We start from the raw sequence: 23674 nt of genomic DNA on the forward strand, positions 1-23674 counted from the left end.
CATCCAGTGCCTTGTCTTGTGAATTTCCCTCGTGACTTCTGCCAAGAACGTTGCGCAGCAAGCCGACGACCTGTCGCACAATGGCCCACAGGCCGCAGGCGATCATTCAATAGGATCGTGCTTTTCCAACACATAGACCGAGTTATCTTTAATTTCCCCATTAAAAAAAAATCTCCAAATAAATTTCGGAATTTTGTTGATCCCGAGATCCACAGATACTTCCAGGATGGAAATCGTCTTTTTGACGTGATAGCCGCTTATTAAGAATATCGATTCAGGTTTATCGACTGCCTTGAACGAAGCCCCCATTTCCTCAACAATTTCATGAAGTTTCTTCCCGTAACTTTCGACCATTTTACGGCTCACCAGATCGCAAACGAGTTGATGCTTTGGAAAACAATTATGGAATATTTTTAGTGATTTCCTGATTTCGTTTTCATTTAAATAAATAAAGACACCTTCCAGAATTAATATTATCGGCCCCCTATGCACAATATGCGAAAGTTTTTCTTCCAGCGAATCAATGCAAAAATCGATCGAAACACGGTGAAGTGGATTTGCGCATTCAGAAATCGGTAATCGTTCATTTTTGTATGCCATCACCTGTGGCTCGTCCAGCTCAAACCATGTGCCTCCTGCTAATCGATAAGGGCGACTATCAAAGCCAGCGCCTATGGTTACAATGCCTAGATTGGGCCTGGAAAGCAGCATATGACGCACAATGTCATCGATTATGCGGTGCCTGACAATGATGCTGGCACTGGAAATTGTTTCCTCTTTAAACTTATCGCAAATGCGTCGTCCATATTCATCGATGAACAATTTTGCGTACACATCGCCACAAACGGGACTTTCGCGCGCGGCATCCTGCATCCGTACGCCGCAACAATAGAAGGCCATATTTGAAATTGGTTTCATTAGGCCTCTGCTCGATCATTGCAAAATTGGGAAAACTCTGGTCTACAGCGGTTTGCAATAGTGGATTGGTGCAGATTGCCAAATGTCCTGCATCGACGCTTATTTTTTCGCATCACTATCTTTTGGCGGCTGGTGTAATCTCATGGACTACCAGAGAGGTATCTTGAGACACCTCAGAGAGAGCAATGTTCCAGAAACCGGGTCTGCTTGATCTGCTCGCGGACCACCTCACCGGTCTCCGGCTCGACCCAGTGAAACTGGAACACCGCTTGGCAATGTCGATGCCACAGACGCCATGATTCATTTTTGGTTCACCCTCCTCAAGTGGTTTTATTCAACATCCCACTTTGGCACATTCGATCCCGTCGGGCTGTGAGAATCCGCCTCTTCTTTGCGTTATCTCCGGTCCGCTTTCCTCGTCACCCTTGTGGATGAAGGGGGCGTTCATTCCAGCGGCAGTTTTTTCCTTTCGTTTAGTCTATTTCACTCGCATTCTCAGTTCTGCCCCAATTCGGCTTTCGTTCCTCCGGTGTGTCGTCTAAGCTGAAACAAGCCGACTGGTTCCGGGCAACCCGCCGGCCATCTGCAGTCGCCTGCCCACAGAAAAACGATAAGGTGAACCGCATGCTGGCCAATAGCGAAGAAACCAAAACGGAGTTGATCGGCAAGATCAGCGCACTGATTGAAGAGCGATGCGCGGGCCAGGACATTGCGTCGATTGTGCGCTTCGCCCAAATATACTATGCGCAGGTCGATCCCGACGACTTGCGCGAGCGCAACGTGCAGGACCTGTACGGGGCGGTGTTGTCGCACTGGAATTTGCTGCGCCGTTTCAGCCCGGGTACGGCCAAGCTGCGCGTCACCAATCCCCGCATCGAAGAACACGGCTGGCAGTCCGGCCACACGGTGGTCGAAATCGTCAACGATGACATGCCTTTCCTGGTCGATTCGGTGACGATGGAGGCCAACCGTCAGGGCCTCACCCTGCATCTGCTGATCCACCCGGTGCTGCGCATCAAGCGCGACGCCGCTGGCGAATTCATTGAATTTCTGAGCGCCGAAGCCACCGATGGGTCGCTGCAATCGATCATCCACATGGAGGTCGACCGGCAGACCGACCCGCAGCAGCTGGAGCAGCTGCGGGCTGGCATCGAGCGGGTGCTGCAGGACGTACGCAACGCGGTGGAAGACTGGCCGCCGATGCTGGCCCGCTTGCGCGACATCAGCGCCGAGATCGATGCCGCCCCCGTCGACAGGGCGGAGGCGGCCGAGATCAAGGCCTTCCTGGACTGGGCTGCGCAAGACCACTTTACCTTCCTCGGTTACCGCGACTACGATCTGGTGACGGAGGGCGGCGAAGACGTGCTGCGCATCGTGCCCGATTCTGGGCTGGGCATCCTGCGCCAAAGCGGGCAACAACGCTCCGCCAGCTTCGCCGTGCTGCCGCCGGATTCGCGCCGCCTGGCGCGGGTGCCGCAGTTGCTGATGCTGACCAAGGCCAATTCGCGCGCTACCGTGCACCGTCCCGGCTACCTCGACTACATCGGCATCAAGCGCTTCGACGCGCAGGGCAAGGTGAACGGCGAGCACCGTTTCCTCGGCCTCTACACCCACAACGCCTATAGCGCCAGCCTGGCCGAGATCCCGCTGCTGCGGCGCAAGGTGGAACACGTGATCCAGCGTGCCGGCTTCCTGCCCGGCAGCCACGCCGGCAAGGATCTGCGCATGGTGCTGGAAACCTACCCGCGCGACGAGCTATTCCAGGTGGGCGAGGATGACCTGTTGCAACACGCGATGGGGATCGTGCGCCTCAACGAGCGCCAGCGCACCCGCCTGTTTGTGCGGCGCGATCCTTACGGCCGTTTCCTGTCCTGTCTGGTATTTGTGCCGCGCGACACCTATAACACCGAGTTGCGCCTGCGCATGCAGCAGATTCTGCTGGAGGCGTTCAACGGCGTGAGCGCGGAGTTCAATGTGCAGCTGTCCGAGTCGCCGCTGGCGCGCATCCATTTCACGGTGCGCACCGGGCCCGGCAGCGGCATCCCCGAGTTCGACGTGGACGCGCTCGAAGCACGGCTGGCGCAAGCGGGGCGGCGCTGGCAGGACGAGGTGTATGCGGCGCTGCTGGAACGCTGCGGGGAGGAGCGCGCCACCCTGCTCTACCGCCGCTACGCCAGCGCATTCCCGGCCGGCTACCGGGAAGATTATTCGGCCCGGCTGGCGGTACACGACATCGAGATGATGGAGCAGCTGGCGCCGCCAGGCTCAGGTGCAGGCGCAGGCCCGGGCTTGGGCCTGTCGCTCTACCGGCGGCTCGAAGCGCAGCCCGAGCAACTCCATTTCAAGCTGTTTCACGCCGGCGGGCCGGTACCGTTGTCGGACAGCCTGCCGATGCTGGAGCATATGGGGGTGCGGGTGCAAGACGAACATCCGTACCAGATCGTGCCGCTGGAATCGGCGCCGGTCTGGATCCACGATTTCTCGATGACCTACGAAGCCGGCGCGGAGCTGGCGCTCGACCGGGTTAAGGGCCTGTTCGAGGACACCTTCGACCAGGTCTGGCGCGGCGCGGCGGAGAACGACGATTTCAACCGGCTGGTGCTGAGCGCGCGCTTCACCTGGCGCGAGGTCGTGATCCTGCGCGCTTACAGCAAGTATTTGCGGCAGGCAGGCTTCACCTTCAGCCTGGCCTACATCCGCCAGACCCTGACCCATCATCCGCAGATCGCGCGCCAGTTGCTCGAACTGTTTCTGGCGCGCTTCGATCCGGCCGCAACGCTCGAGGAGCCCCGCCCCGCCCTTTCGCCGGCGGCGGCAATCGAGGCCGCGCTGGAGCAGGTCGCCAATCTCGATGAGGACCGCATCCTGCGCCAGTACCTGGCGCTGATCCAGGCCACCACCCGCAGCAATTACTTCCAGCCCGATGCCGCTGGTGCGCCGAAGCCCTATCTGTCATTCAAGTTCAATCCGGCGCTGGTGCCCGGCCTGCCGGAGCCGCGGCCGATGTTCGAGATCTTCGTCTACTCGCCGCGGGTCGAGGGCGTGCATCTGCGCGGCGGCAAGGTGGCGCGCGGCGGGCTGCGCTGGTCCGACCGCATGGAAGATTTCCGCACCGAGGTGCTCGGTCTGGTCAAGGCGCAGATGGTGAAGAACGCCGTGATCGTGCCGGTCGGCTCGAAAGGCGGCTTCGTGCTCAAGCGGGCCCCGGCCGGCGACCGCGATGCGCTGCAGAAGGAAGGCGTGGCCTGCTACCAGACCTTCCTGCGCGGCATGCTGGACCTGACCGACAACTTGGTGGGCGGCAAGGTGGTACCACCGCCGGCCGTGGTGCGGCACGACGCCGATGACCCTTATCTGGTGGTGGCGGCCGACAAGGGCACCGCCACCTTTTCCGACATCGCCAACGGCATCGCGCAGGAGTATGGCTTCTGGCTGGACGATGCATTCGCGTCGGGCGGCTCGGTCGGCTACGATCACAAGAAGATGGCGATCACCGCGCGCGGCGCATGGGAATCGGTGCAGCGCCATTTCCTCGAACTGGGCCGCGACATCGGCAATGAAGATTTCACGGTGACAGGCATCGGCGACATGTCCGGCGACGTGTTCGGCAACGGCATGCTGCTGTCGCGCCACATCAAGCTGGTGGCGGCGTTCGACCACCGCCACATCTTCCTCGACCCGGAGCCGCAGCCGCAGGCCAGCTTCGGCGAGCGCGAGCGCCTGTTCGCGCTGGAGCGCTCGTCCTGGGCCGACTACGACCCCAGCCTGATCTCCGCCGGCGGCGGCGTGTTCCCGCGCAGCGCCAAGTCGCTGCCGCTGTCGCCCGAGGTGCGCCGCGTGCTCGGCATCGAGGCCGAAGCGCTGACGCCGACCGACCTGATCCGGGCCATCCTGAAGGCGCCGGTGGACCTGCTGTACAACGGCGGCATCGGCACCTACGTCAAATCCAGCCAGCAGAGCCATCAGCAGGTCGGCGATCGGGCCAACGACGCGGTGCGGGTGGATGGCGGCGAACTGCGCTGCAAGGTGATGGGCGAAGGCGGCAATCTGGGATTTACCCAGCTGGGACGCATCGAATATGCGCTCGGCGGCGGTCGCATCTACACCGACGCGATCGACAATTCGGGCGGCGTGGACTGCTCCGACCACGAGGTCAACATCAAGATCCTGCTCAATGCGGTGGTGGCCGACGGCGAACTGACCGCCAAGCAGCGCAGTACGCTGCTGGCCGACATGACCGAGGAAGTGGCGCAGCTGGTGCTGCGCGACAACCACTTCCAGACCCAGAGCCTATCCATCACGCGCGCCCGCGGCAGCGCCCTGCTGGACGCGCAGGCGCGCTACATCAAGGCGCTGGAGCAGGCCGGCAAACTCAATCGCGAACTGGAGTTCCTGCCGACCGAGCAGGAACTGCGCACCCGCAAGCTGGCTGGCGCCGGCCTCACCGCGCCGGAACTGGCGGTGCTGCTGGCGTATAGCAAGATCGTGCTGTGCGAGGAACTGGTCGCCTCCGAACTGCCGGATGACCCGTATGTCGCGACCGCGCTGGAGCGCTACTTCCCGCTGCCGCTGCGCGAGCGCTACCGCACGAACATGCAGCAGCACCCGCTCAAGCGCGAGATCATCGCCACCCATGTGACCAACAGCATGGTCAACCGGGTCGGCAGCGTATTCGTGCACCGCATGCAGGAGGAAACCGGCGCCAGGCCAGCCGAGATCGTGCGCGCCTACCTGCTCGCGCGCGAAGTGTTCGGCCTGGTGAGCCTGTGGCAGGCGATCGCCGGACTCGACAGCCACATCGATTACGCGACCCAAATCGCGCTGATCGTCGAGGCCGAGCGTCTGGCCGAGCGCGGCACGCTATGGTTCCTGCACCACCGCCAGCAGCTGGACATGGCGGCGGTAATCGAGCGCTTCACGCCGGGTGTGGCAACACTGGCGGAACACCTGACTACCCTATTGGTCGGTCCCGATCGCGCCCAACTGGAAGCGAACACGGCCAGCTTCAGTGCCACCGGCGTGCCGGTGGACCTGGCGCTGCGGATCGCCAAGTGCGATGCGCTGTACTGTGCACTCGACATCACCGAGGTCGCGGCCGCAACCAGGCGGCCGGTAGACCTGGTCGCCGCGGTGTATTTCGGCTTCGGCGGCGACCTCAACATCAACTGGCTGCACTACCAGATCGGGCTGCTGCCGGCCGACAGTCGATGGCAGGCGCTGGCGCGCGCCGCGCTGCTGGACGACCTGTCGGTCGCGCACCGCACGCTCACCGCAGCGGCACTCGGGATGAGCTCCGGCGAACAGAACGCGGAGGCGATCCTGCACACCTGGGCCGGCAAATTTGACAGTGCACTGGCGCGCTACCGCAAGCTACTGGCCGACCTGCAGTTGGCAGGGACCTTGGACGCCGCGATGCTCACGGTGGCGCTGCGCGAGATCCGCTCTTTGTCGTGAGTTGCGGCAGGGGCTGCCTGGATTGAATCGATGCTTCGGCGCTTGCTCGCCGTGGGTTGCGGTGCTATTTGCCGGAAAATATACTGCCCACTGTATTTTTAAACACGCAATGGAATCAAGCGTGAGATGCCATGTTTATTGGCATACTCCAGTTATTTAAGATCAAATAGAGGGCTATTCAGATCGCCAAGTGGCTGCGGATTTAAAACCAAGCCGCACACCGTAGGGCGTCAATAAGCGCAGCGCATTGCGCCGCATGCCTACTCCTGATAATCCGTTTGCCCCTCATCGCCGCCAGCCCAATCTGCAGGATAGACCCCCTGCCCTGCCAACAGATGAAACGTCGAATACGGCCAATCGATCACCTTGCGAACCAAACCATGCTTGAGCGGATTGATATGGACGTAATCAATGTGTGCAGCAAAATCCCGGTCGTCGCGAATCAGATGCTCCCAATAACGCCGCTGCCAGATGCCGCGTTCGCCACGACGCTCGCGCACTGCGGATCGCCACTCCGTTTTCGGCAGAGATTTGGAAAAACGGATTTTAATCAAGCGCCAACGCACCGCAAAATCCGCGTCGCCAATCGGTAGCTCGATTACGCAATGCAGGTGATCCGGCAACACGACCCATGCGTGGATGGTGAAAGGATGCGTGACCAACACCACGCGAACCGCATCACGCAGAAGATCAATATGCCGCACCAGCAGATCGTTGCCGGACCGCTGCAGCAGATTGACCGTAAAGAAGAAAGTGCCGCCCGGATGCCAGGCGCGTCGGTAATTTGGCATTGTCGGAATTTATCACGCAACACGCGGCGCAATGGTGTAGCAGGGGTTTCGTGGGGCGTAGCGCCACGCCTGCGAAACGGTATCCGCTTGCAAGCGGATATGCGCCCTGCAAGGGCTGCGCTTATTGACGCCCTACGGTGTGCGGCTTACGGCCTTGAAGTGGCGGCGGTACGCAATGCGGTGGTGATGGTGAATTCGCTGAACAGCACCGGGTAGCCGGTATCGACTTCGGCCAGTACGCCAAAGGCCATCACGGTCAGCATGTTCAGTTTGGTGTTCTGCGGGTGACCGTTGACATACTTGAAGCCATACAGTTCGCTGTCTGACGTGGGCATCAACTCAATGACCCCGCCGGGGACATGGTTTGCCACCCGTGCCGATTTTTCAAATTCGTTCCAGCGCAAATAATCGGCGCGGATGTACTCTGCCAGCGTCGTCATGCATGCGTCGGCGCCGACGCTTGTTACCAGTTGCTGAATGTCGGCTACATCGATATATCTGGTCATCTTGAATCTCCTTTAGTGATTTTTTTATGTGCCGTGTTCAGCAGCGACCTTCAAAACCCAGCAACACGTTGACTGCATTCACGCCGATGTCATCCACCATGTAGCCGCCTTCCATGACGAACAGCGTTGGCTTGCCCACGCCGGCAATGACTTCGCCCATGCGGAGGTAATCGTCGTTTTCCAGTTTGAACTGGCTGATCGGATCGTCCTTGAAGGTGTCCACGCCGAGCGATACCACGATGGCGTCCGGCGCATAGGCGGCCAGCTTGCTGCAGGCGTCAGCCAGTGCGCTGCGGTAGCTGTCCCAAGCCGTACCATGCGGCAGCGGATAGTTGTGATTGAAGCCGGTGCCCGCACCAGAGCCGCATTCATCCCGATGCCCGAGAAAATACGGGTACGAGTTTTTCGGATCGCCATGCAACGAGATGAACAGCACGTCGGCGCGATCGTAAAAGATGCTTTGCGTACCATTGCCGTGGTGATAATCGACATCGATCACGGCCACCCTTTTGGCGCCTTGGTTAATAAAACCTTGCGCTGCCAGTGCGGCATTGTTCAGGTAGCAGTAGCCGCCCATGTATTCGGCGGCCGCATGATGGCCCGGTGGACGGCATAAGGCAAACACACTGGCTGCGCCCTTCGAAATGGCGTCCATCCCGGTCAACGCCAGATTGGCGCTGGTGCGCACCGCTTCCCAGGTGCCTGCGGTAATCGGCACGCCGGCATCCATCGCGTAGAAGCCCAGCTTGCCATCGATATGCTCAGGCTCTATATCGCTGCGCAAATTGCGTACCGGCCAGATCAGCGGCAGGGCGTCGTGCGAACGTCCGGCGCCGGTCCAGTTGGCCCATGCATTCTCAAGAAAGCGCACGTAACGTTCGCTGTGCACCGGGCTGTACGAGGAAGAAGCATAGTCATGCGGCGCGCTGATGTCGCCCAGTCCGACCGCCTTGATCCGTGCCAGCACGGTGTCGGCGCGACTGGGCATTTCAACGCAGGGTTTCAATACGCCATCTTTCAGTTCAGTACCATGATGCAGGTGGTGATTATTGCTATAAATAGTGAGCATGTCGGTTTTCCGGGAGAGGCTTGAATGGCAACAATTATGTCGCCGGCGCGCTGAAATTACTTTGCTCTATCTGTGCATTGGACGCTATGATTTGAGACGAATAGACTAACGAGGAGCAAGGGTGCGAAATAATCGCCTCAATTCATCTCTTGACGAGATAGATCGGACTATTTTGCGTCTTCTGCAAGAAGACAGCACCTTGTCCAATGCCAAGCTGGCAGAGCGCTTGTCGCTGAGCGTGACGCCGTGCTGGCGGCGCATACGCAGGCTGGAGGAAGAAGGGTTTATCGACGGCTATCAGGCAAATCTGAATCGTCGCAAACTGGGCTTTGGCGTTCTGGCCTTTGTACAATTGGGCTTTGGTATTCATACCGACGACTCGCCCAACCGTTTTGAAAAAGCGATCCTGTCGCATCCGGAAGTGCTGTCCTGCCACAAGATTACCGGCGCGGCAGATTACTTGTTGCAAGTGGTGGCCGAGGATCTGGATTCCTACGGCGAGTTCGTCGAACTGGTGTTACGCGCGATGCCAGGCGTCACCTCGATTCATTCCAGCCTGGCACTGCGCGAAATCAAATCATCGAGCCGCTTGCCGGTGTATTAGGGCATTGGCGGCATGCGGCGCTCAAAATATACAGCCAGCTGTATTTTTAATATGCGCAATGAAATTGCGCGGGAAATGCCGTGTTTATTTACATACTCCCTCAATTTAACGTCACACAGGGATCTGTTCAGGCCGCCATCTGGCTGCGGATTTAAGACCAAGCCACACACCGTAGGGCGTCAATAAGCGCAGCCCTTGCAGGGCGCATATCCGCTTGCAAGCGGATACCGTTTCGCAGGCGTGGGGCATTGCCCCACGAAACCCCTGCTACACCATTGCGCCGCATGCCTACTCCTGATAATCCGTTTGCCCCTCATCGCCACCAGCCCAATCTGCAGGATAGACCCCCTGCCCTGCCAACAGATGAAACGTCGAATACGGCCAGTCAATCACCTTGCGAACCAAACCATGCTTGAGCGGATTGATATGGACGTAATCCATGTGTGCAGCAAAATCCCGGTCGTCGCGAATCAGATGTTCCCAATAACGTCGCTGCCAAATACCGCGTTCGCCGCGACGCTCGCGCACTGCGGATCGCCACTCCGTTTTCGGCAGAGATTTGGAAAAACAGATTTTTATCAAACGCCAGCGCACCGCAAAATCGACATCGCCCATCGGCAGCTCGATCACGCAATGCAGATGATCCGGCAACACGACCCATGCGTGGATGATGAAAGGATGCGTGATCCGCACCACGCGCACCGCATCACGCAGAAGATCAATGTGACGCACCAGCAGATCGTTGCCGAATCGCTGGAGTAGATTGACCGTAAAGAAGTAAGTGCCGCCCGGATGCCAGGCGCGTCGGTAATTTGGCATTGTCGGAATTTATCACGCAACATGCGGCGCAATGGTGTAGCAGGGGTTTCGTGGGGCGTAGCGCCACGCCTGCGAAACGGTATCCGCTTGCAAGCGGATATGCGCCCTGCAAGGGCTGCGCTTATTGACGCCCTACGGTGTGCGGCTTACGGCCTTGATGTCCTTTCGCAATCGCCTTCTCATCGATACCAATTTGCCTTGGCAGCGCCGATTCTTTGCCCGCACGCCCTCGCAATACCGCTCGCTCCATCAGGTGCCACGCCTGGTCCCAGCTGATGCGCAGGATTTGCGCAGCACGCTTGACGTTGGCCGCTTGCAGCAGATCAATCGCCAGCACCTCAAACAAATGCGTAAACCGGCTTCCTTCCTCCGCCCACGGCAAGCGTGCCTGCCGCACGCCGTGCTCCGGGCACGAGATACGAGGCGGACTGGCGTGCAGGTAGGTCAGAAATTGGCAACTATCCAGGTGTCGCCATACCCGCGTCGCCAGGTGGTCGTAGACCCCATACTCTTGCCCGCATTCCGGACACGCAAAGCGCGTCCCGTTTGGGTGTTCAACGTACACATCCACATGTTGCTTGGCCACGTCCAGATCAACTCGCTCTACCGTCCATGGCTCGCTCAACCCGAGCAAGTGGCGGTACAAATCTTTGCTTTCCATCGCGCTCCTCCTTGGCTAAACCTGCGCGATAGCGTACCTCTGAACCCACAGAGAAGTCTGAACAACCAAAGAAGTAAGTGCCGTCCGGATGCCAGGCGCGTCGGTAATTAGGCATTGTCGGAATTTATCACGCAACATGCGGCGCAATGCGCTTCGCTTATTGACGCCCTACGGTGTGCGGCTTACGGCCTTATTACGCCCTACGCGGGCTTGCATTGGCGGCGCATTTTCCGGCCACCAACAGATATGAAATCGTACTTTTGATAGAAATCGATTGTTTGCTTGAATTCGGGGAGCGGCGGAGTGCAAAGTTCCATGCATGCCCAGTCTCTTTCTGCGGCAAGTGACAGCGCGACATCAATTAGCTTGTTTCCCACCCCTTGCTCCCGATGATCGGGCGCTACATAAAATTCCTGGATGATTCCGATCTTTCCGCCAGCATATAGTGCATAGCTTTCTGCAATCGTTGCAACCCCGATCGGCTTCTCATGCGCATATGCGATCAGGGCCGTGTAGCAGTTATCCGAGATCCAGAGGGCGCAGAGATCAGACGTCAGCGCCGTATCTCGGTGAAATTGTTTCTGGTCGTTACATCTGAAGCAGATTTCGGTCGTTAGATCCATCACCAGCGATGCCACTACCAACGCATCGTTCGGGTTGGCTGTTTTGATTTGCAAGTTCACCTGTTTTTTCCGTCCAAGTTTATGTTTCGATCCGATATAAGTACGACAGCCCGCGCAGGGCGCAATAGTGACGCGTATTGCGCCGAATGGTTACTCTGCATCATACTTCACCCATGCTCGATTATTGGCGTGCCTGGCATCCCGGCGGGACCTGGTTTTTGGAAAGGTGCATGAACACTAGCCGTTGCAGCTGTTTATATGCTGACCTGAGCAGCGACAAGGTTACGCACCCGATTGCACGACCAGCCCGCCGCATGGCTGCGTTGCCCCCCTAGCAGGGCACGATCTGTCGCCGTTTTTAGGTTGAAGGGAGACCTACCTGATGCGATTTTTTAAGCGGTTTGCACAAGGCGAGTTGCGCCTGACCCGGATTGAGGCATTCAGCGACGCGGTCTTCGCGATCGTCGTCACGCTGCTTGTTCTCGAACTCAAGGTTCCGTCGCTGCACGATCACGGCAGCGTGAGTGAACTGGGTCATCAGCTGCTGGACCTGTTGCCGAAATTCCTGAGTTGGCTCATCAGCTTCATCATTGTCTGCAAGTTCTGGTTGAATCACCACCATGTCCTCGGGCTTGCCCGTCATGCCAACTACAGTTTGGTATGGTTGAACGCGATCTTCCTGATGTTCCAGTCATTCGTGCCGTTTCCCACCGCGCTATTGGGGGAATACCCGACCAATCCTTTGGCCGTGTGCATGTTCGGCGCGGTCATGGCGTTCAACACGCTGCTGTTCATCGCAATGCACGCCTACATCCTGCGGCACCTGATCAAGCCTGAGCTTGCAAGCAGTCAGGATCCACACGTTATTCGGAAATCCTTTATCGGTGTGGTGTCGTACCTGATCGGTGCTTCTGCTGCCTGGTTCAGCGTGCATGCAGCCTTCTTGTTCTATATGCTCACACCGCTGTTTTTCATCGTACCGCCGCAGCCGCGGCGGGTTGACTGACCCGCTGGACACTACCGCCAGCATCGCGAACCGATTGAGTGCCACTCGATCTATGCGCGACGGGCAATGCGTATGCCCACCGCTGCACGACGTGACCGATTGCGCTACATCACTTCGGACAGGGGCCGTCGGCAGCAGCCCAAATCTCCAGATACCGCACAAACTCCGCGTGCGAAATGACGGGGGTCGTTCGCCCCGCGCCCGGGTTCCAGGCCCACAGCACGAGCGGATCGACTTTCATGTGGTCGATCGCCTCGTGCAGCGTGCGGCGATTGCCGTTCCTGGCCGGATCCTTGATTTGCTCGCAGATCTGCGCCTGCGTCAATCCTTCCCATTTCATGCTAAGCGGCGCGAGGTGCCAGTTCGGTGCACCAGGAACCTTGCCATCAGCAGAATTCGCTATCTGATGGCATGCCGCACACTGCAGTGTGGCCGCACCGTGGCCGTCGGCGCCGCGAACGACAAGCTGGGCATGCGGAATACCGACGTCCTTTTGATGCGGCGCCTTGACCGTATGGCAGTTCATGCACCGCGGCCCCTGCAACACGCCGGCGATCGGCTCGAACAACTGCGCACCCGTCGGAGCAGGCTGCTGGGCCAGCGCTATCATGCTCGCACCAGACCCCCAAAAGACCGCCAACAGGACGACAAGGTTTCTCAGGTGTCTCATGGGGTTGCCCTCACGCGATCTTCAGGTTGTGATTTTTCAGCGGCAGCGAACGGATGCGCTCGCCGGTAGCGGCGAAGATCGCATTGACGAGGGCCGGCGCGACACATTCGACACCAGGCTCGCCACACCCGCTGGGCGGCTCGTGGCTCGCCACCAGATGAAGTTCGATCTTCGGCGTCTGATACATGCGCAGCACCGGATAGTCGTCGAAGTTGTTCTGCATGACGACGCCCTTGTCCAGCGTGATTTCCTGGAACAGCGCACCCGAGAGGCCAAAGACAACGGTTGACTCCATCTGCGCTTTGACGAGATCGGGGTTGATCACGGTACCGCAATCGAGCGCCATGACCACGCGATGGATGGTCAATTCCTTCTGCGCACTGACGCTGACTTCGATCACCTGCGCGACAAAGCTGCCATACGACTCGTGCACCGCGATGCCGCGGTAAATGCCGGCGGGCGGTTTCGTGGACCAGCCGGACGCCTTCGCAACGGTATCCAGCACCCCGAGGTGGCGCGCCTTGCCCGCCAGCAGATCGCGGCGGAACTGGTACGGGTCCTTGCCCGCCGCATGCGCCAGTTCGTCGATGAAGGTCTCCACGATGAAGGCGTTGAAGGAGTGGCCGACCGAGCGCCAAAACCAAGCCGGAATGCCGTACGTCGGCTGATGGATGTCGAAGTGCATATTGGGGACCGCATAGGGCATGTCCTCTGCACCCTCGATACTTTGCGTGTCGATACCATTCTTGAATAGTTGCGCTTCGAATACCGTGCCGGCCACGACAGACTGCGCGGCATGTCGATCGCTCCACGAGGTCACACGTCCCGCGTCATCCAGCGTCGCCGAGAGACGTGCATATACAAAAGGACGGTAATAACCACCCTTGACATCATCCTCGCGCGTCCAGACAAGCTTGACGGGCACCTTGATTCCGTTAGTCCTGGCGGCCTTGGCGACCTCTACGGCTTCGCCGGCGATACCCGGATGACTGCGCCGGCCGAAACCGCCCCCCACGAACATCGTATTGAGCTTAATCTGCTCCGGTTTCAGGCCGGTGATTTGTGCCGCCGTCAATTGATCACTGCTTTGCCATTGGGTGCCGATCCAGATCTCGCAGCGGTCGTCGCGCAAATCGACCACCGCGTTGTATGGCTCCATCGGCACGTGGGCCAGGTAGGGGAACGGGAAATCTGCGCTCAGCCGGCGCTTCGCGCGTTGCTCCGCCGCCGCGACATCGCCATCATTGCGCATGACCGTTGCGCCGGGAGTGTCCATCAGCTTCACGTAGGCGGCCCGCTGGTCCTCCGATGAGACCCGTTCGCCCGCGACGGGGTTCCAGTCCACCACCAGGGCATCGCGGCCCTTCTTCGCCGACCAGAAATCCTTCGCCACGACCGCGATCCCGGTCGGGATTTCAAACACACCGACCACGCCCGGCACGGCCTTCGCCTTGGCCGCATCGAAGCTGCGCGCCTTGCCCCCGAACACCGGCGGGTGCAAACGGACCGCGGTGAGCATGCCAGGCAGGTAGACATCCATCCCGAACTTGGCCGTACCGTCCACTTTCGTCATGGCGTCGAGCCGGATCTGCGGCTTGCCGATGATCTTGAAATCCTTGGGGTCCTTCAGTTTCGGTTTGTCGGGAACCGGCATCCCGACCGCCTCGGACGCGAGCTCGCCGTATGTCGCGCTACGTTTGCTGGCCGGATGGATGACCTTGCTCGACTCGGTCCGTAACGACGCCGCATCGACGCCCCAGCGCTTGGCGGCGGCGGCGACGAGGATCGCGCGCACGGCTGCGCCGGCCTGACGCTGTTGGTCGTACCGCGAACCAGTCGACATGCTCCCGCCAGTGATCTGGGTGTGGAAGATTGGCTGGTTATAGGCCGGGTCGGCCGGGGCCTGTTCCCAGCGCACGCGTTTCCAATCTGCGTCCAACTCCTCCGCGACCATCATGGATATCGCGGTCAGCGCGCCCTGCCCCAGCTCCGAATGACCGACGGTGACGGTCACCCAGTTGTCGGGCGTGATGCGGACGAATGCATTTGGCTGCAACCCCGACGCGGTCGACGCCGCCGGCGCGGCCATCGCCCCCCGCGTGAACACCATCGGCAGACAGAAGGCTGCGACGAGCCCGCCGCCGGTACCGGCTGCGACCTGGAGGAACGCTCTGCGCGAGATTATGGATGCCTCAGTCATGACTCCCCCTCCCGGCTAGGCCGGCTGGTCCGCAAGTTGGTGCAGTGCACGCCGGATGCGTGGATACATGCCGCAGCGACAGATGTTGCCCGACATCGCCTGATCGATATCGGTGTCGGTCGGCTTGGGGATCTTCGACAGCAAGGCGACGGCCGCCATCACCTGCCCGGACTGGCAGTACCCGCATTGCGGGACGTTCAATTCGACCCAGGTCCGCTGCACCTTCTGGCCGAGCGGTGTCGCGCCGATGCCTTCGATCGTGGTCACCTTGCGTCCGGCCACAGCCTTTATCGGCATCACGCAGGATCGCACCGGGTTGCCGTCGATGTGCACGGTACACGCACCGCACAGTGCGGCGCCGCAACCGAACTTGGTGCCAGTCATGTGCAAGTCGTCGCGCAGTACCCAGAGCAGGGGTTTGTCGTCCGGTGCATCGACCTGATGCTTCTTGCCGTTGATGTTGAGACTAATCATCGTCCACTCCGCTGTAGGTTCGTTGAACGTAATGCCCAACCGGAAGCCGGCTGATATTAGAAAGGAGAACAACGCGCATGACCGCTGACATTGCGCGACACCGGGCAGGCGCTGCAACGCAGTGATCGTGTCGAATGTGAATTGGAATTACTCGCCGGTGATGCGCAGCTCCCGTATATGATTCCCGTCCAGCACGAACATGAATAGCGCGCGGCCAGTGTAGACGTTGCTGATCCAATCGGCGGTGACACGGACGCCGTTTGTCTTCTGCGCAACGGCTTTCACGGTCATCTTCCCATTGGCACCGATGAACTCGCGATCGCTCCAGCCGTGGATCGCGTCGTGCCCGACGAAGCGCCGTCCTGAGTCGTCCAACACGCCGTCCTGCGGAAAAAAGGCCAGGAAAGATTTGGTATCGCCGCGATTGACGGCGTCGACGAAACGGCTGATCGGATCGGGAAGTGTTGTCCTGGCCATAACCCAGAGATTTCCACGGTGTCCAATAAACTTAGAACATTTGAACTAGCTCGTCAACGTGAATGCCATGATTTAAATCATGCTGCCGGCAACGCTGCCGTGCAACAGCGCACGGCAGTGTTGCCGGTCGCGAATAGCGACTGATCACCACGCGCGCGATGTTGAGCTGCCACCACTATTGTGCCGCGAACTCTTCTGCAAATAGCACAACGGACCAATCTGCGAAGGCGCGCACCTTGGCGGAAAGGTGGCGGTTTATTGTTTGCCTGTGAATAACAGTGTGTTAAAAATTAGCCAGTTTATTCTTCGATCCTTTAATAATAAAGAAATCTTGCCAACCTGCCGCGAACTCGGAATTGGCGTGACCGCGTAGGTGTCCTCTCGCGCGGCCTTCTCAGCGGGCATTGGTCGAAGCAGCGAACCGCCGAAGGAGACTACCGCGCTCATACGCCCCGCTTCAGCGGCGATAATCTGGACCGTAATCTGGCGCTGGTCGAAGCACTTCGTGCGGTGGCGCGCGACAAGGGCGTGACCGTTGCACAAATCGCCATCGGTTGGGCGTTGTCGCGCGGCGCAGACATTGTGCCCTTGGTTGGCGCACGTCGGCGCGAGCGACTGACGGAGGCCTTGGCGGCCGCCGACATGGTGTTGACCAGAGGCGAGCTGGCGAACATCGAGCGTGCAATTCCGGCCGGATCAGCCGCCGGCGAGCGTTACGACGCGCATCAGATGGCGATGCTCGATAGCGAGCGCAACGACGGCGGCGCAGCCTGACGATCGATTGAGAAACTGGGGTCTTGAGGGGCGAAGCGAGACGCTTATGCGATCGGTTCGCCCCTCTTTTTTTGAGCGAGTAGCGTCTAGGCTGATGGGTAGATGGGCTGATGGGTTGGCTTGGCGAGACTGAAGCCATCCGGCGCAATACGTTTCGCTATTGCGCCCTACGCGGTACGCGGGCTGTGCTTTTCCTTTTACCTGTTGGTACAAATCTGTTTAGTGGGAGCGGCCTCACATAGCTTGTCTATGATGATTTCAACGATAACTGACCCCGCAATACCGGCGATGATGAGGATAACCATTAACTGGATCATGGTTAGGCCTTTGGGCTGCTTCATACCTATTCCAGCTCCATCGCTAATTCGCGCATAGTTTTGACGTTTTCAGCGTTGACGTTTTCAGCGCTAGGGTGCGCCGTGCGCACCAAACAGCAAGCGAGGCGCCGCTGGTAGTGCGTCCGGTTGAACCGCTTGCTAGATCGGATTCCTCCGGCGGAGAACTTGTTGGATCGTTTCTAGGTCGGTCAATATCGCATCGCCGACAAACTTAATGCTCTCCAGAGCGCGCTGCCCAGCCTCCGCCTGACCAGCGCCACAGGCGTCCGTCACCACAATCGGGATGTAACCAAGGTCGGCTCCATGTCGGATCGTTGGCTCAATGCCAATCTCCGTGGCGACTCCAACGATGATGAAGGAGTTGATGCCGCAATCGCGCAGCGCGATGTCCAACGGTGTGCCCTCAAACGCCGACATCGTGATCTTGTCGAAGACGACTTCGCTCGGTAGTGGGCTAAGTTCCGGCACCAGCTGAAACCCTGGAGAGTCGCGCAGGAACCACGGCTTTACTTGCGCCACTGTCTTGACTCTTTGCCACGCCATCGCCATCCGTAGTTGAAACACACCTGTCGCCTCTTTAGGCAGTGACATGTGGCGCATGTAGAACACACGCAATCCCGCGGCACGCGCCGCATCCAGCACGGTCTTGACCCTGGCAACTATCTCGCCCCCGTCCTTGAGTTGTCCGATGATGCCGACTTGCATGTCATAGACAAGAAGCGCCGTGCGGATCGGATCGCAGGCTTCCTCAAGGCTCTGTGGGATCTCCAAGCCATAAGCTTGCTCCACTACTTCGTCTCCTCTGCTGGAAAAGGCCTAACGCCGCGTTAACCGGCGCGCGTGCGCGTCAGTGCTGAACATCTTGTCATCCATGATGACCATTCGGAAGCCAACTATTATGTACATTATGTATATTCGCATCGTCACCGAAACCGGCTGCCATCAAGCGGTCACCGTTCCTATAACAGCTAACGCACACTCAGCCGCTCGCGCCAAGGTGTCGGCTGCAGGTTAAATCACTCGCACCCACTCGCACCAAACTGCACCCTGCTCTCGAGTTCGCAGGTTGAGGATAACGTGACACCGTCCCAAGTACGAATGGCAGGGCCAGCCTTGGCGAGAGTGGCCCAAAGCAGAATGCCGATATCTCCGTACTGTAACCAAGCATTCCACCCCGGGGATTGCGAAAACGCAAATGCTTTGAGTAGCGCGCCAGAGAGGAGCGCGATAGCGATAGCGATAGCGATTGCGCTCGCGACGACCGCGAATGACGTGAAGAATATGCAACGAATCAGAGAAACGGCATCGCTGAACTGCCTCTTGCCTTATTCCGGCTCGACGCCGAGCGCAACCAGAAAGCGCGACACCATGTTGTAGGTGGCGATCACGCCCACCAGTTCCACCACCTGCTGTTCATTGGGCAATGCGGCCCGGACTGCGGCGAAGGTCGCGTCGCTTACTTCGATCTTGCGTGTCATCTCGATCGTCAGCAAAATCGCGGTACGCTCGATGCTGTCGAACAATGAAAAATCATGGCCGAGTGTGTCCGAACGCTGCATTGCTTCGACTTGCTGTGCCGTGCCGCCGGCCTTGATGAATTCCGGCGCGTGATGCTGGAACTCGTAGGCCGCACCGTTCAGCACGGCGACCACGCACATCGCCAGCTCACGCAGTTTGGGCGACAGTTCGAGGCCGGTCCTGACTTCTCCCAGAAACGCATTCCAGCCTCTTGCAAATGGCGCGCTTTGCAACAGCATGCGATCCAGGTTCAGCAAATTTCCGCCGCGCCGTTTGCGGATTGCATCGACCAGTTCTTTGGGTTCCGCCAGATCGGCGGGCTGGTAAGGAATACGGGGCATCAAATTCTTTCAAACATGGGGGTTCAAGCAAATATGCGCAGGCTGCATCAATCATCTGCGTACGTACTTGGTCATTTTAGTATGTCCACCAGCCCAATTTCCAATCAAGCCGGCATGGCTACTTTCATGCCAGCGGTAGCTGCCTCGATTGCTTCACCGAGCCGTTCGACGATGACCTCGACGTTATCCGCGGTCGAAATAAACGGCGGCGCAAGCAACACGTGATCCCCCGAACGGCCATCGATCGTGCCGCCCATCGGATACACCATCAAACCTCTGGCCAGCGCCTCGGACTTGATGCGTGCATGGAGCCGCAGCTTCGCATCGAACGGCGCTTTGGTCTCGCGATCCGCAACCAGCTCGACACCCCAGAACAAGCCCCGGCCCCTGATATCGCCGACGAACGGATGCTCATCGAAGCGCTCGCGCAGCGCTTGCTCCAATTGCCGCCCGCGGGTTTCCACGTTGTCGAGCAAGCCGTCGCGCCGGATCACGTGCTGCACTGCAAGCGCCGCAGCGCAAGCCAGCGGATGGCCGACATAGGTATGGCCATGCTGGAACAGACCCGAGCCCTGTGCGAATGCATCGTAAATCTGCTTGCCGACAAACGTTGCGCCGATCGGCGCATAACCGCCGCCCAAACCTTTTGCCACCGTCATCAGATCGGGCGCAACGCCGTCCTGTTCGCAGGCATGCAAGGTCCCAGTACGCCCCATGCCGCACATCACTTCATCGAGAATCAGCAGGATGCCGTGGCGATCGCAGATCTCGCGCACCCGCCGCAAATAGCCCGGCGCCGCCGGCACCGCGCCCAGCGTCGCGCCCACCACGGTTTCCGCAACGAAGGCGATGACAGTTTCAGGGCCGAGTTCCAGCAGCTTTGCTTCGAGCGCATCGGCAGCGCGCCTGCCGTAAGCTTCCGCCGTTTCATCGGCCTGCCGATAGCGATATTCATAGCAGGGATCGATGTAATCGCTGTCGATCAGGATCGGCGCAAACTGCTGACGCCGCCAGGCATTGCCGCCGACCGCCAGCGCGCCCAGGGTATTGCCGTGATAGCTCTGGCGGCGCGCGATGAAATGCTTGCGTCCGGTTTCGCCGCGCTCGACGAAATACTGCCGCGCCATTTTGAGCGCGGCCTCGACCGCTTCCGATCCGCCCGACACCAGGTACACATGCGAAATGTTGGCCGGTGCGTGCGCAATCAGTTCGTCGCCCAGCGCTTCGGCCGCTTCGCTCGTGAAAAAACTGGTGTGCGCATAGGCCAGCTTGTCGAGCTGCGCATGCATCGCGGCCAGCACCTCCGGATGTTGATGGCCGAGGCAAGACACGGCGGCGCCACCGCTCGCGTCGAGATAGGCCTTGCCGGCGGCGTCGAACAGGTACACGCCCTGGCCGGAGACGCCGACCGGGTAGTCGTGATGAATTTGCCTGTGCAAGAGATGGCTCATGTTGCTCAAACCTCGTTAGCGATGGATACGGCCGGCTGCAGATCGGCATTTGCGGCGGTACGCACCACCTTATCATGGCGCGCCAGAATATGAATGGTCGCGCGCGGCGGGTCTTGCTCCGTCTCGAAGAAAAACTTCTTCTCGCCAAATGCCGGGACCAGATCGTCCAGCCAGGTCGCCTCGGGATCGAACTTCGCATAGAACGGCCGGCGTACCCAGTCCGGATTGCGGGCCTGCAGGAACTGCAGCGCAAACACTTTTTCGCCGCCGATGGTGACGATACCGTCGATCACCACCTTGCCGGGAAACGCGCTCATCGAAGGTCCGCGCACCGTGCGCGACAGACCCGATACCAGTTGATAGGCCTGTTGGAATACCTCGTATGCTTTCGCCAGCGGCAACTGGAAATAATGGCTCGGCCCGGTGTCGCGCTCGACGAACATGTAGTACGGAATCGCACCCAGGCGCACGCCGGTGGTCCACAACTCGGCCCAGCCCTTGGGGTCTTCATTGATGTGGCGGATCAGCGGCGCCTGCATGCGCAGCGTCGCGCCGGACGAGACGATGCGCTTGACGGCCTGCTGCGCGATTTCCTGGCGCAACTCGACCGGATGATTGTAGTGGCCCATGATCGCCAGATTTTTGCCGGCGGCGACGACTTTTTTGAAGAGTTCGATCAAGTCGTCCGCATCCTTGTCGGTGACGAAGCGCTGCGGCCAGTAGGCGACCGATTTGGTGCCGATGCGGATGTTCTGGATATGCGACAGCTCGGGCGCCAGCAGCGGTTCGAGATAGCCGGCCAGCGAACGCGTGTTCATGATCAGCGGGTCGCCGCCGGTGATCAGGACGTCGGTGACTTCGGGATGCAGCTTCAGGTAGGACACCAGTTCGTTCGATTCCCTGGCATCGAATTTCAGGTCGTCCATGCCGACAAATTGCGGCCAGCGGAAACAGAAAGTGCAGTAGGCATGACAAGTCTGGCCGGAACTGGGGAAGAACAACACCGTCTGCTTGTATTTATGCTGCAGGCCGCGCACCGGCTCCTCATTCATGGTCGGCACGTTGTGCGTCATCTGCCCCGCCGGGTGCGGATTCATGCGCATGCGGATGCTGCGCACCAGTTTTTCAATCGCGATTTCATCTTTCTGGACCAGCACCAGATCACGCAGGACTTTGTATTCTTCCGGCTCCAGCATGTCGCGGTGCGGAAAGGTCAGGCGGTAAATCGGATCGTCTGGAATGTTGTTCCAATCGATCAATTCGTTCATCACATACTGGTTGGTGCGGAAGGGCAATACGCGCGATACGACCAGCACGGCCTCCTGCAAATCTTTCGAGAGCAGTTCCCACTGCGGGGCCTGGTTGATCGACTGACGGGTGTAGGGCTTAAACTTGACTGGTAATGGTTCATTGCTCATGGCGCTTCCTTCCAAGGTGGATTGATCGAATCACATGGTGGATTTTTGCGCCATAATCCGGATCGCACAAACGATTTAAAATAGCGACCTTGTGCGTTTGAGGAATGATTAAAAGTTTTTTCCAGGAATGATTCATGAGAAGAAAAATCCCGAGCATCGAAGCGCTGATCGCGTTTGAAGCGGCGGCGCGCCATCAAAGTTTCACGCGCAGTGCCGATGAACTGGCGCTGACGCAAAGCGCGGTCGGACGACAGATTGCGATCTTGGAAGAGTACCTCGGCGTCCCGCTTTTCAATCGAATCAAAAAGCGCATCAGTCTGACTGACGTCGGCCAGATGTATGCGCGGCAGGTGCGAGAGAGCCTTGAAAAAATCGAACGAGACACACTGGCGGCAATGGCCCATCAAGGCGCGGGCGGGATACTGGAGTTGGCGGTGATCCCGACTTTTGCGACGCGCTGGCTGATCCCGCGTCTGCCGAAGTTCTATGCGCAGCATGAGCACATCACGCTCAATTTGACGACGCGCGCCGTGCCTTTCATGTTCACCGATACGCCCTTCGATGCGGCGATCCACTTCGGCAATCCGGTCTGGCCGGGCGCCGTCGCGCATCATTTGTTCGGCGAAGAAATGACGCCGGTTTGCAGTCCGCGCCTATTGAACGGCCGCGCGAGCTTGAAGCCTGAGGATCTGGAAAATTTCACGCTGCTGCATCAATCGGCACGGCCCGATGCCTGGCGTCAGTGGCTGGTGCAGGCGGGCGTGCGCGAAGCCAATTGCATGAAAGGGCAACGCTATGAATTGTTCTCGATGCTGGTGGAAGCGGCGCGTGCCGGATTGGGGATCGCGCTGGTGCCGCGGTTTTTTGTGTTGAATGAATTGGCGGTGGGCGAGTTGTTGATTCCTTGCGATTTGCCGCTGCGCAATGACAAGGGGTATTACCTGGTTTATCCGGAGTGCAAGCAGTGCTCGCCCTTGTTGATGGCGTTTGAGAAGTGGTTGCTGGTCACTGCGGAGCAGTATTGTAAGAGCAATTGATGGGGTAGCGCAGGCTTTTCATGGATAGCCGGCGAACGTGGCTCGCTTGGTGACGTTGACCACTGAGAGCGCAGCCGAGGCGGCCAACGGCACGACCACGTGGTTCGCCGCACTCAACGTGCTCGGTGGTCAGGTCATCTGCACAAGCATCCGCGGTTCAGCATACCTCACGCCTACCTCGGCGTCGTGGTTGAACATGGTGGACCGATTCTTCCGCGACATCTCGCAGAACCGCCTTCGTCGCGGGGCGGTCAACAGCGTGCCGGAATTGATCGCAGCCATCGATGACTACATCGTCCATCACAACGCCAATCCCAAGCCGTTCATCTGGCCCGCCACCGCCGCCCCTGGTGCGTAGTTGCATCGGAATCAACGTCGAGTGTATGAATTAATTCGATCATCACGCAAAAAACATTCATTTCCGCCACAAGACCGTGGGTAGTAATCTCGGTTTTCAATTGAACGGGCACACACTCCTCGGGAATGAGGATTTCCCGGAATGACAGGGCAGTAACGCCATTATTG

The 23674-nt window shown here is 59.1% G+C and carries 18 protein-coding genes and 3 pseudogenes; 6 read left to right on the top strand and 15 right to left on the bottom strand.

What is annotated here, in order from left to right; translation table 11 throughout:
- Window positions 1–102: 102 nt before the first annotated feature.
- Complete coding sequence (locus ACFOFO_RS13500) at window positions 103–918, bottom strand: class I SAM-dependent methyltransferase (RefSeq protein ID WP_390323523.1); 816 nt, start codon at window positions 916–918, stop codon at window positions 103–105.
- A 624-nt stretch (window positions 919–1542) separates the two neighbouring features.
- Here ACFOFO_RS13500 and ACFOFO_RS13505 point away from each other — a divergent pair.
- On the top strand, window positions 1543–6372 hold the full coding sequence (locus ACFOFO_RS13505) for an NAD-glutamate dehydrogenase (RefSeq protein WP_390323521.1): 4830 nt from the start codon (window positions 1543–1545) through the stop codon (window positions 6370–6372).
- A 260-nt stretch (window positions 6373–6632) separates the two neighbouring features.
- Here the strand turns inward: ACFOFO_RS13505 and ACFOFO_RS13510 are convergent, their stop codons facing one another.
- The 3 genes and pseudogenes from ACFOFO_RS13510 to ACFOFO_RS13520 all read right to left on the bottom strand — a co-directional run bounded on the left by ACFOFO_RS13510 (window position 6633) and on the right by ACFOFO_RS13520 (window position 8738).
- Complete coding sequence (locus ACFOFO_RS13510; RefSeq protein WP_449369376.1) at window positions 6633–7163, bottom strand: REP-associated tyrosine transposase; 531 nt, start codon at window positions 7161–7163, stop codon at window positions 6633–6635.
- 155 nt (window positions 7164–7318) lie between these two features.
- Window positions 7319–7669: pseudogene (locus ACFOFO_RS13515) on the bottom strand (ornithine cyclodeaminase); the annotation flags it as partial.
- A 37-nt stretch (window positions 7670–7706) separates the two neighbouring features.
- Window positions 7707–8738 (bottom strand): histone deacetylase family protein, encoded by a 1032-nt coding sequence (locus tag ACFOFO_RS13520; RefSeq protein ID WP_390331777.1) that lies wholly within the window; start codon window positions 8736–8738, stop codon window positions 7707–7709.
- A 121-nt stretch (window positions 8739–8859) separates the two neighbouring features.
- Between ACFOFO_RS13520 and ACFOFO_RS13525 the strand changes: the two genes are divergently transcribed.
- Entirely contained in the window at window positions 8860–9342 is a 483-nt protein-coding gene (locus ACFOFO_RS13525) for an Lrp/AsnC family transcriptional regulator (RefSeq protein WP_390323517.1), read from the top strand.
- A gap of 288 nt (window positions 9343–9630) precedes the next feature.
- Here ACFOFO_RS13525 and ACFOFO_RS13530 read toward each other — a convergent pair whose 3' ends face one another.
- From ACFOFO_RS13530 to ACFOFO_RS13540, 3 genes are all read right to left on the bottom strand, one after another.
- Window positions 9631–10161 carry an REP-associated tyrosine transposase gene (locus ACFOFO_RS13530; RefSeq protein ID WP_390323515.1) on the bottom strand — a complete coding sequence of 177 codons (531 nt, stop codon included), beginning with the start codon at window positions 10159–10161 and terminating at the stop codon, window positions 9631–9633.
- A gap of 121 nt (window positions 10162–10282) precedes the next feature.
- A complete protein-coding gene (locus ACFOFO_RS13535) occupies window positions 10283–10822 on the bottom strand; it encodes a helix-turn-helix domain-containing protein (protein WP_390323514.1) in 540 nt (179 codons plus the stop codon).
- A 200-nt stretch (window positions 10823–11022) separates the two neighbouring features.
- Window positions 11023–11505 carry a GNAT family N-acetyltransferase gene (locus tag ACFOFO_RS13540; protein WP_390331779.1) on the bottom strand — a complete coding sequence of 161 codons (483 nt, stop codon included), beginning with the start codon at window positions 11503–11505 and terminating at the stop codon, window positions 11023–11025.
- 322 nt (window positions 11506–11827) lie between these two features.
- Between ACFOFO_RS13540 and ACFOFO_RS13545 the strand changes: the two genes are divergently transcribed.
- Window positions 11828–12451, top strand: coding sequence for a TMEM175 family protein (locus ACFOFO_RS13545; RefSeq protein WP_390331781.1), 624 nt, complete (start codon window positions 11828–11830; stop codon window positions 12449–12451).
- A gap of 109 nt (window positions 12452–12560) precedes the next feature.
- Here ACFOFO_RS13545 and ACFOFO_RS13550 read toward each other — a convergent pair whose 3' ends face one another.
- From ACFOFO_RS13550 to ACFOFO_RS13565, 4 genes are all read right to left on the bottom strand, one after another.
- Window positions 12561–13061 (bottom strand): hypothetical protein, encoded by a 501-nt coding sequence (locus ACFOFO_RS13550; protein ID WP_390331782.1) that lies wholly within the window; start codon window positions 13059–13061, stop codon window positions 12561–12563.
- Between the two features lie 70 nt (window positions 13062–13131).
- On the bottom strand, window positions 13132–15321 hold the full coding sequence (locus ACFOFO_RS13555; RefSeq protein WP_390331784.1) for a xanthine dehydrogenase family protein molybdopterin-binding subunit: 2190 nt from the start codon (window positions 15319–15321) through the stop codon (window positions 13132–13134).
- 15 nt (window positions 15322–15336) lie between these two features.
- The gene (locus ACFOFO_RS13560) at window positions 15337–15795 is read right to left on the bottom strand and encodes a (2Fe-2S)-binding protein (protein WP_390323507.1); all 459 of its coding nucleotides are present in this window, start codon (window positions 15793–15795) and stop codon (window positions 15337–15339) included.
- A gap of 147 nt (window positions 15796–15942) precedes the next feature.
- Window positions 15943–16272, bottom strand: a complete 330-nt coding sequence (locus tag ACFOFO_RS13565) for a nuclear transport factor 2 family protein (protein WP_390323505.1) — start codon at window positions 16270–16272, stop codon at window positions 15943–15945.
- Window positions 16273–16597: 325 nt separating this feature from the next.
- On the opposite strand from ACFOFO_RS13565, the pseudogene ACFOFO_RS13570 reads away from it, so the two are divergent.
- A pseudogene (locus tag ACFOFO_RS13570) lies at window positions 16598–17046 on the top strand (aldo/keto reductase); the annotation flags it as partial.
- A gap of 476 nt (window positions 17047–17522) precedes the next feature.
- Here the strand turns inward: ACFOFO_RS13570 and ACFOFO_RS13575 are convergent.
- From ACFOFO_RS13575 to ACFOFO_RS13590, 4 genes are all read right to left on the bottom strand, one after another.
- On the bottom strand, window positions 17523–18173 hold the full coding sequence (locus tag ACFOFO_RS13575) for a cysteine hydrolase family protein (protein ID WP_390323503.1): 651 nt from the start codon (window positions 18171–18173) through the stop codon (window positions 17523–17525).
- Between the two features lie 536 nt (window positions 18174–18709).
- The gene (locus ACFOFO_RS13580; RefSeq protein ID WP_390331785.1) at window positions 18710–19243 is read right to left on the bottom strand and encodes a carboxymuconolactone decarboxylase family protein; all 534 of its coding nucleotides are present in this window, start codon (window positions 19241–19243) and stop codon (window positions 18710–18712) included.
- 104 nt (window positions 19244–19347) lie between these two features.
- Window positions 19348–20694 carry an aspartate aminotransferase family protein gene (locus tag ACFOFO_RS13585; protein ID WP_390323501.1) on the bottom strand — a complete coding sequence of 449 codons (1347 nt, stop codon included), beginning with the start codon at window positions 20692–20694 and terminating at the stop codon, window positions 19348–19350.
- Window positions 20695–20699: 5 nt separating this feature from the next.
- Window positions 20700–22112, bottom strand: a complete 1413-nt coding sequence (locus ACFOFO_RS13590; protein WP_390323499.1) for a KamA family radical SAM protein — start codon at window positions 22110–22112, stop codon at window positions 20700–20702.
- Between the two features lie 134 nt (window positions 22113–22246).
- Between ACFOFO_RS13590 and ACFOFO_RS13595 the strand changes: the two genes are divergently transcribed.
- Together ACFOFO_RS13595 and ACFOFO_RS13600 are read left to right on the top strand one after the other, a co-directional pair.
- Window positions 22247–23149, top strand: coding sequence for a LysR substrate-binding domain-containing protein (locus tag ACFOFO_RS13595; RefSeq protein ID WP_390323497.1), 903 nt, complete (start codon window positions 22247–22249; stop codon window positions 23147–23149).
- A gap of 138 nt (window positions 23150–23287) precedes the next feature.
- Window positions 23288–23507: pseudogene (locus ACFOFO_RS13600) on the top strand (IS630 family transposase); the annotation flags it as partial.
- Between the last annotated feature and the right edge of the window lie 167 nt (window positions 23508–23674).

It is taken from the genome of Pseudundibacterium arcticum (assembly GCF_042646465.1).
In the GTDB taxonomy this organism is placed as follows: Bacteria; Pseudomonadota; Gammaproteobacteria; order Burkholderiales; family Burkholderiaceae_D; genus Undibacterium_A; species Undibacterium_A arcticum.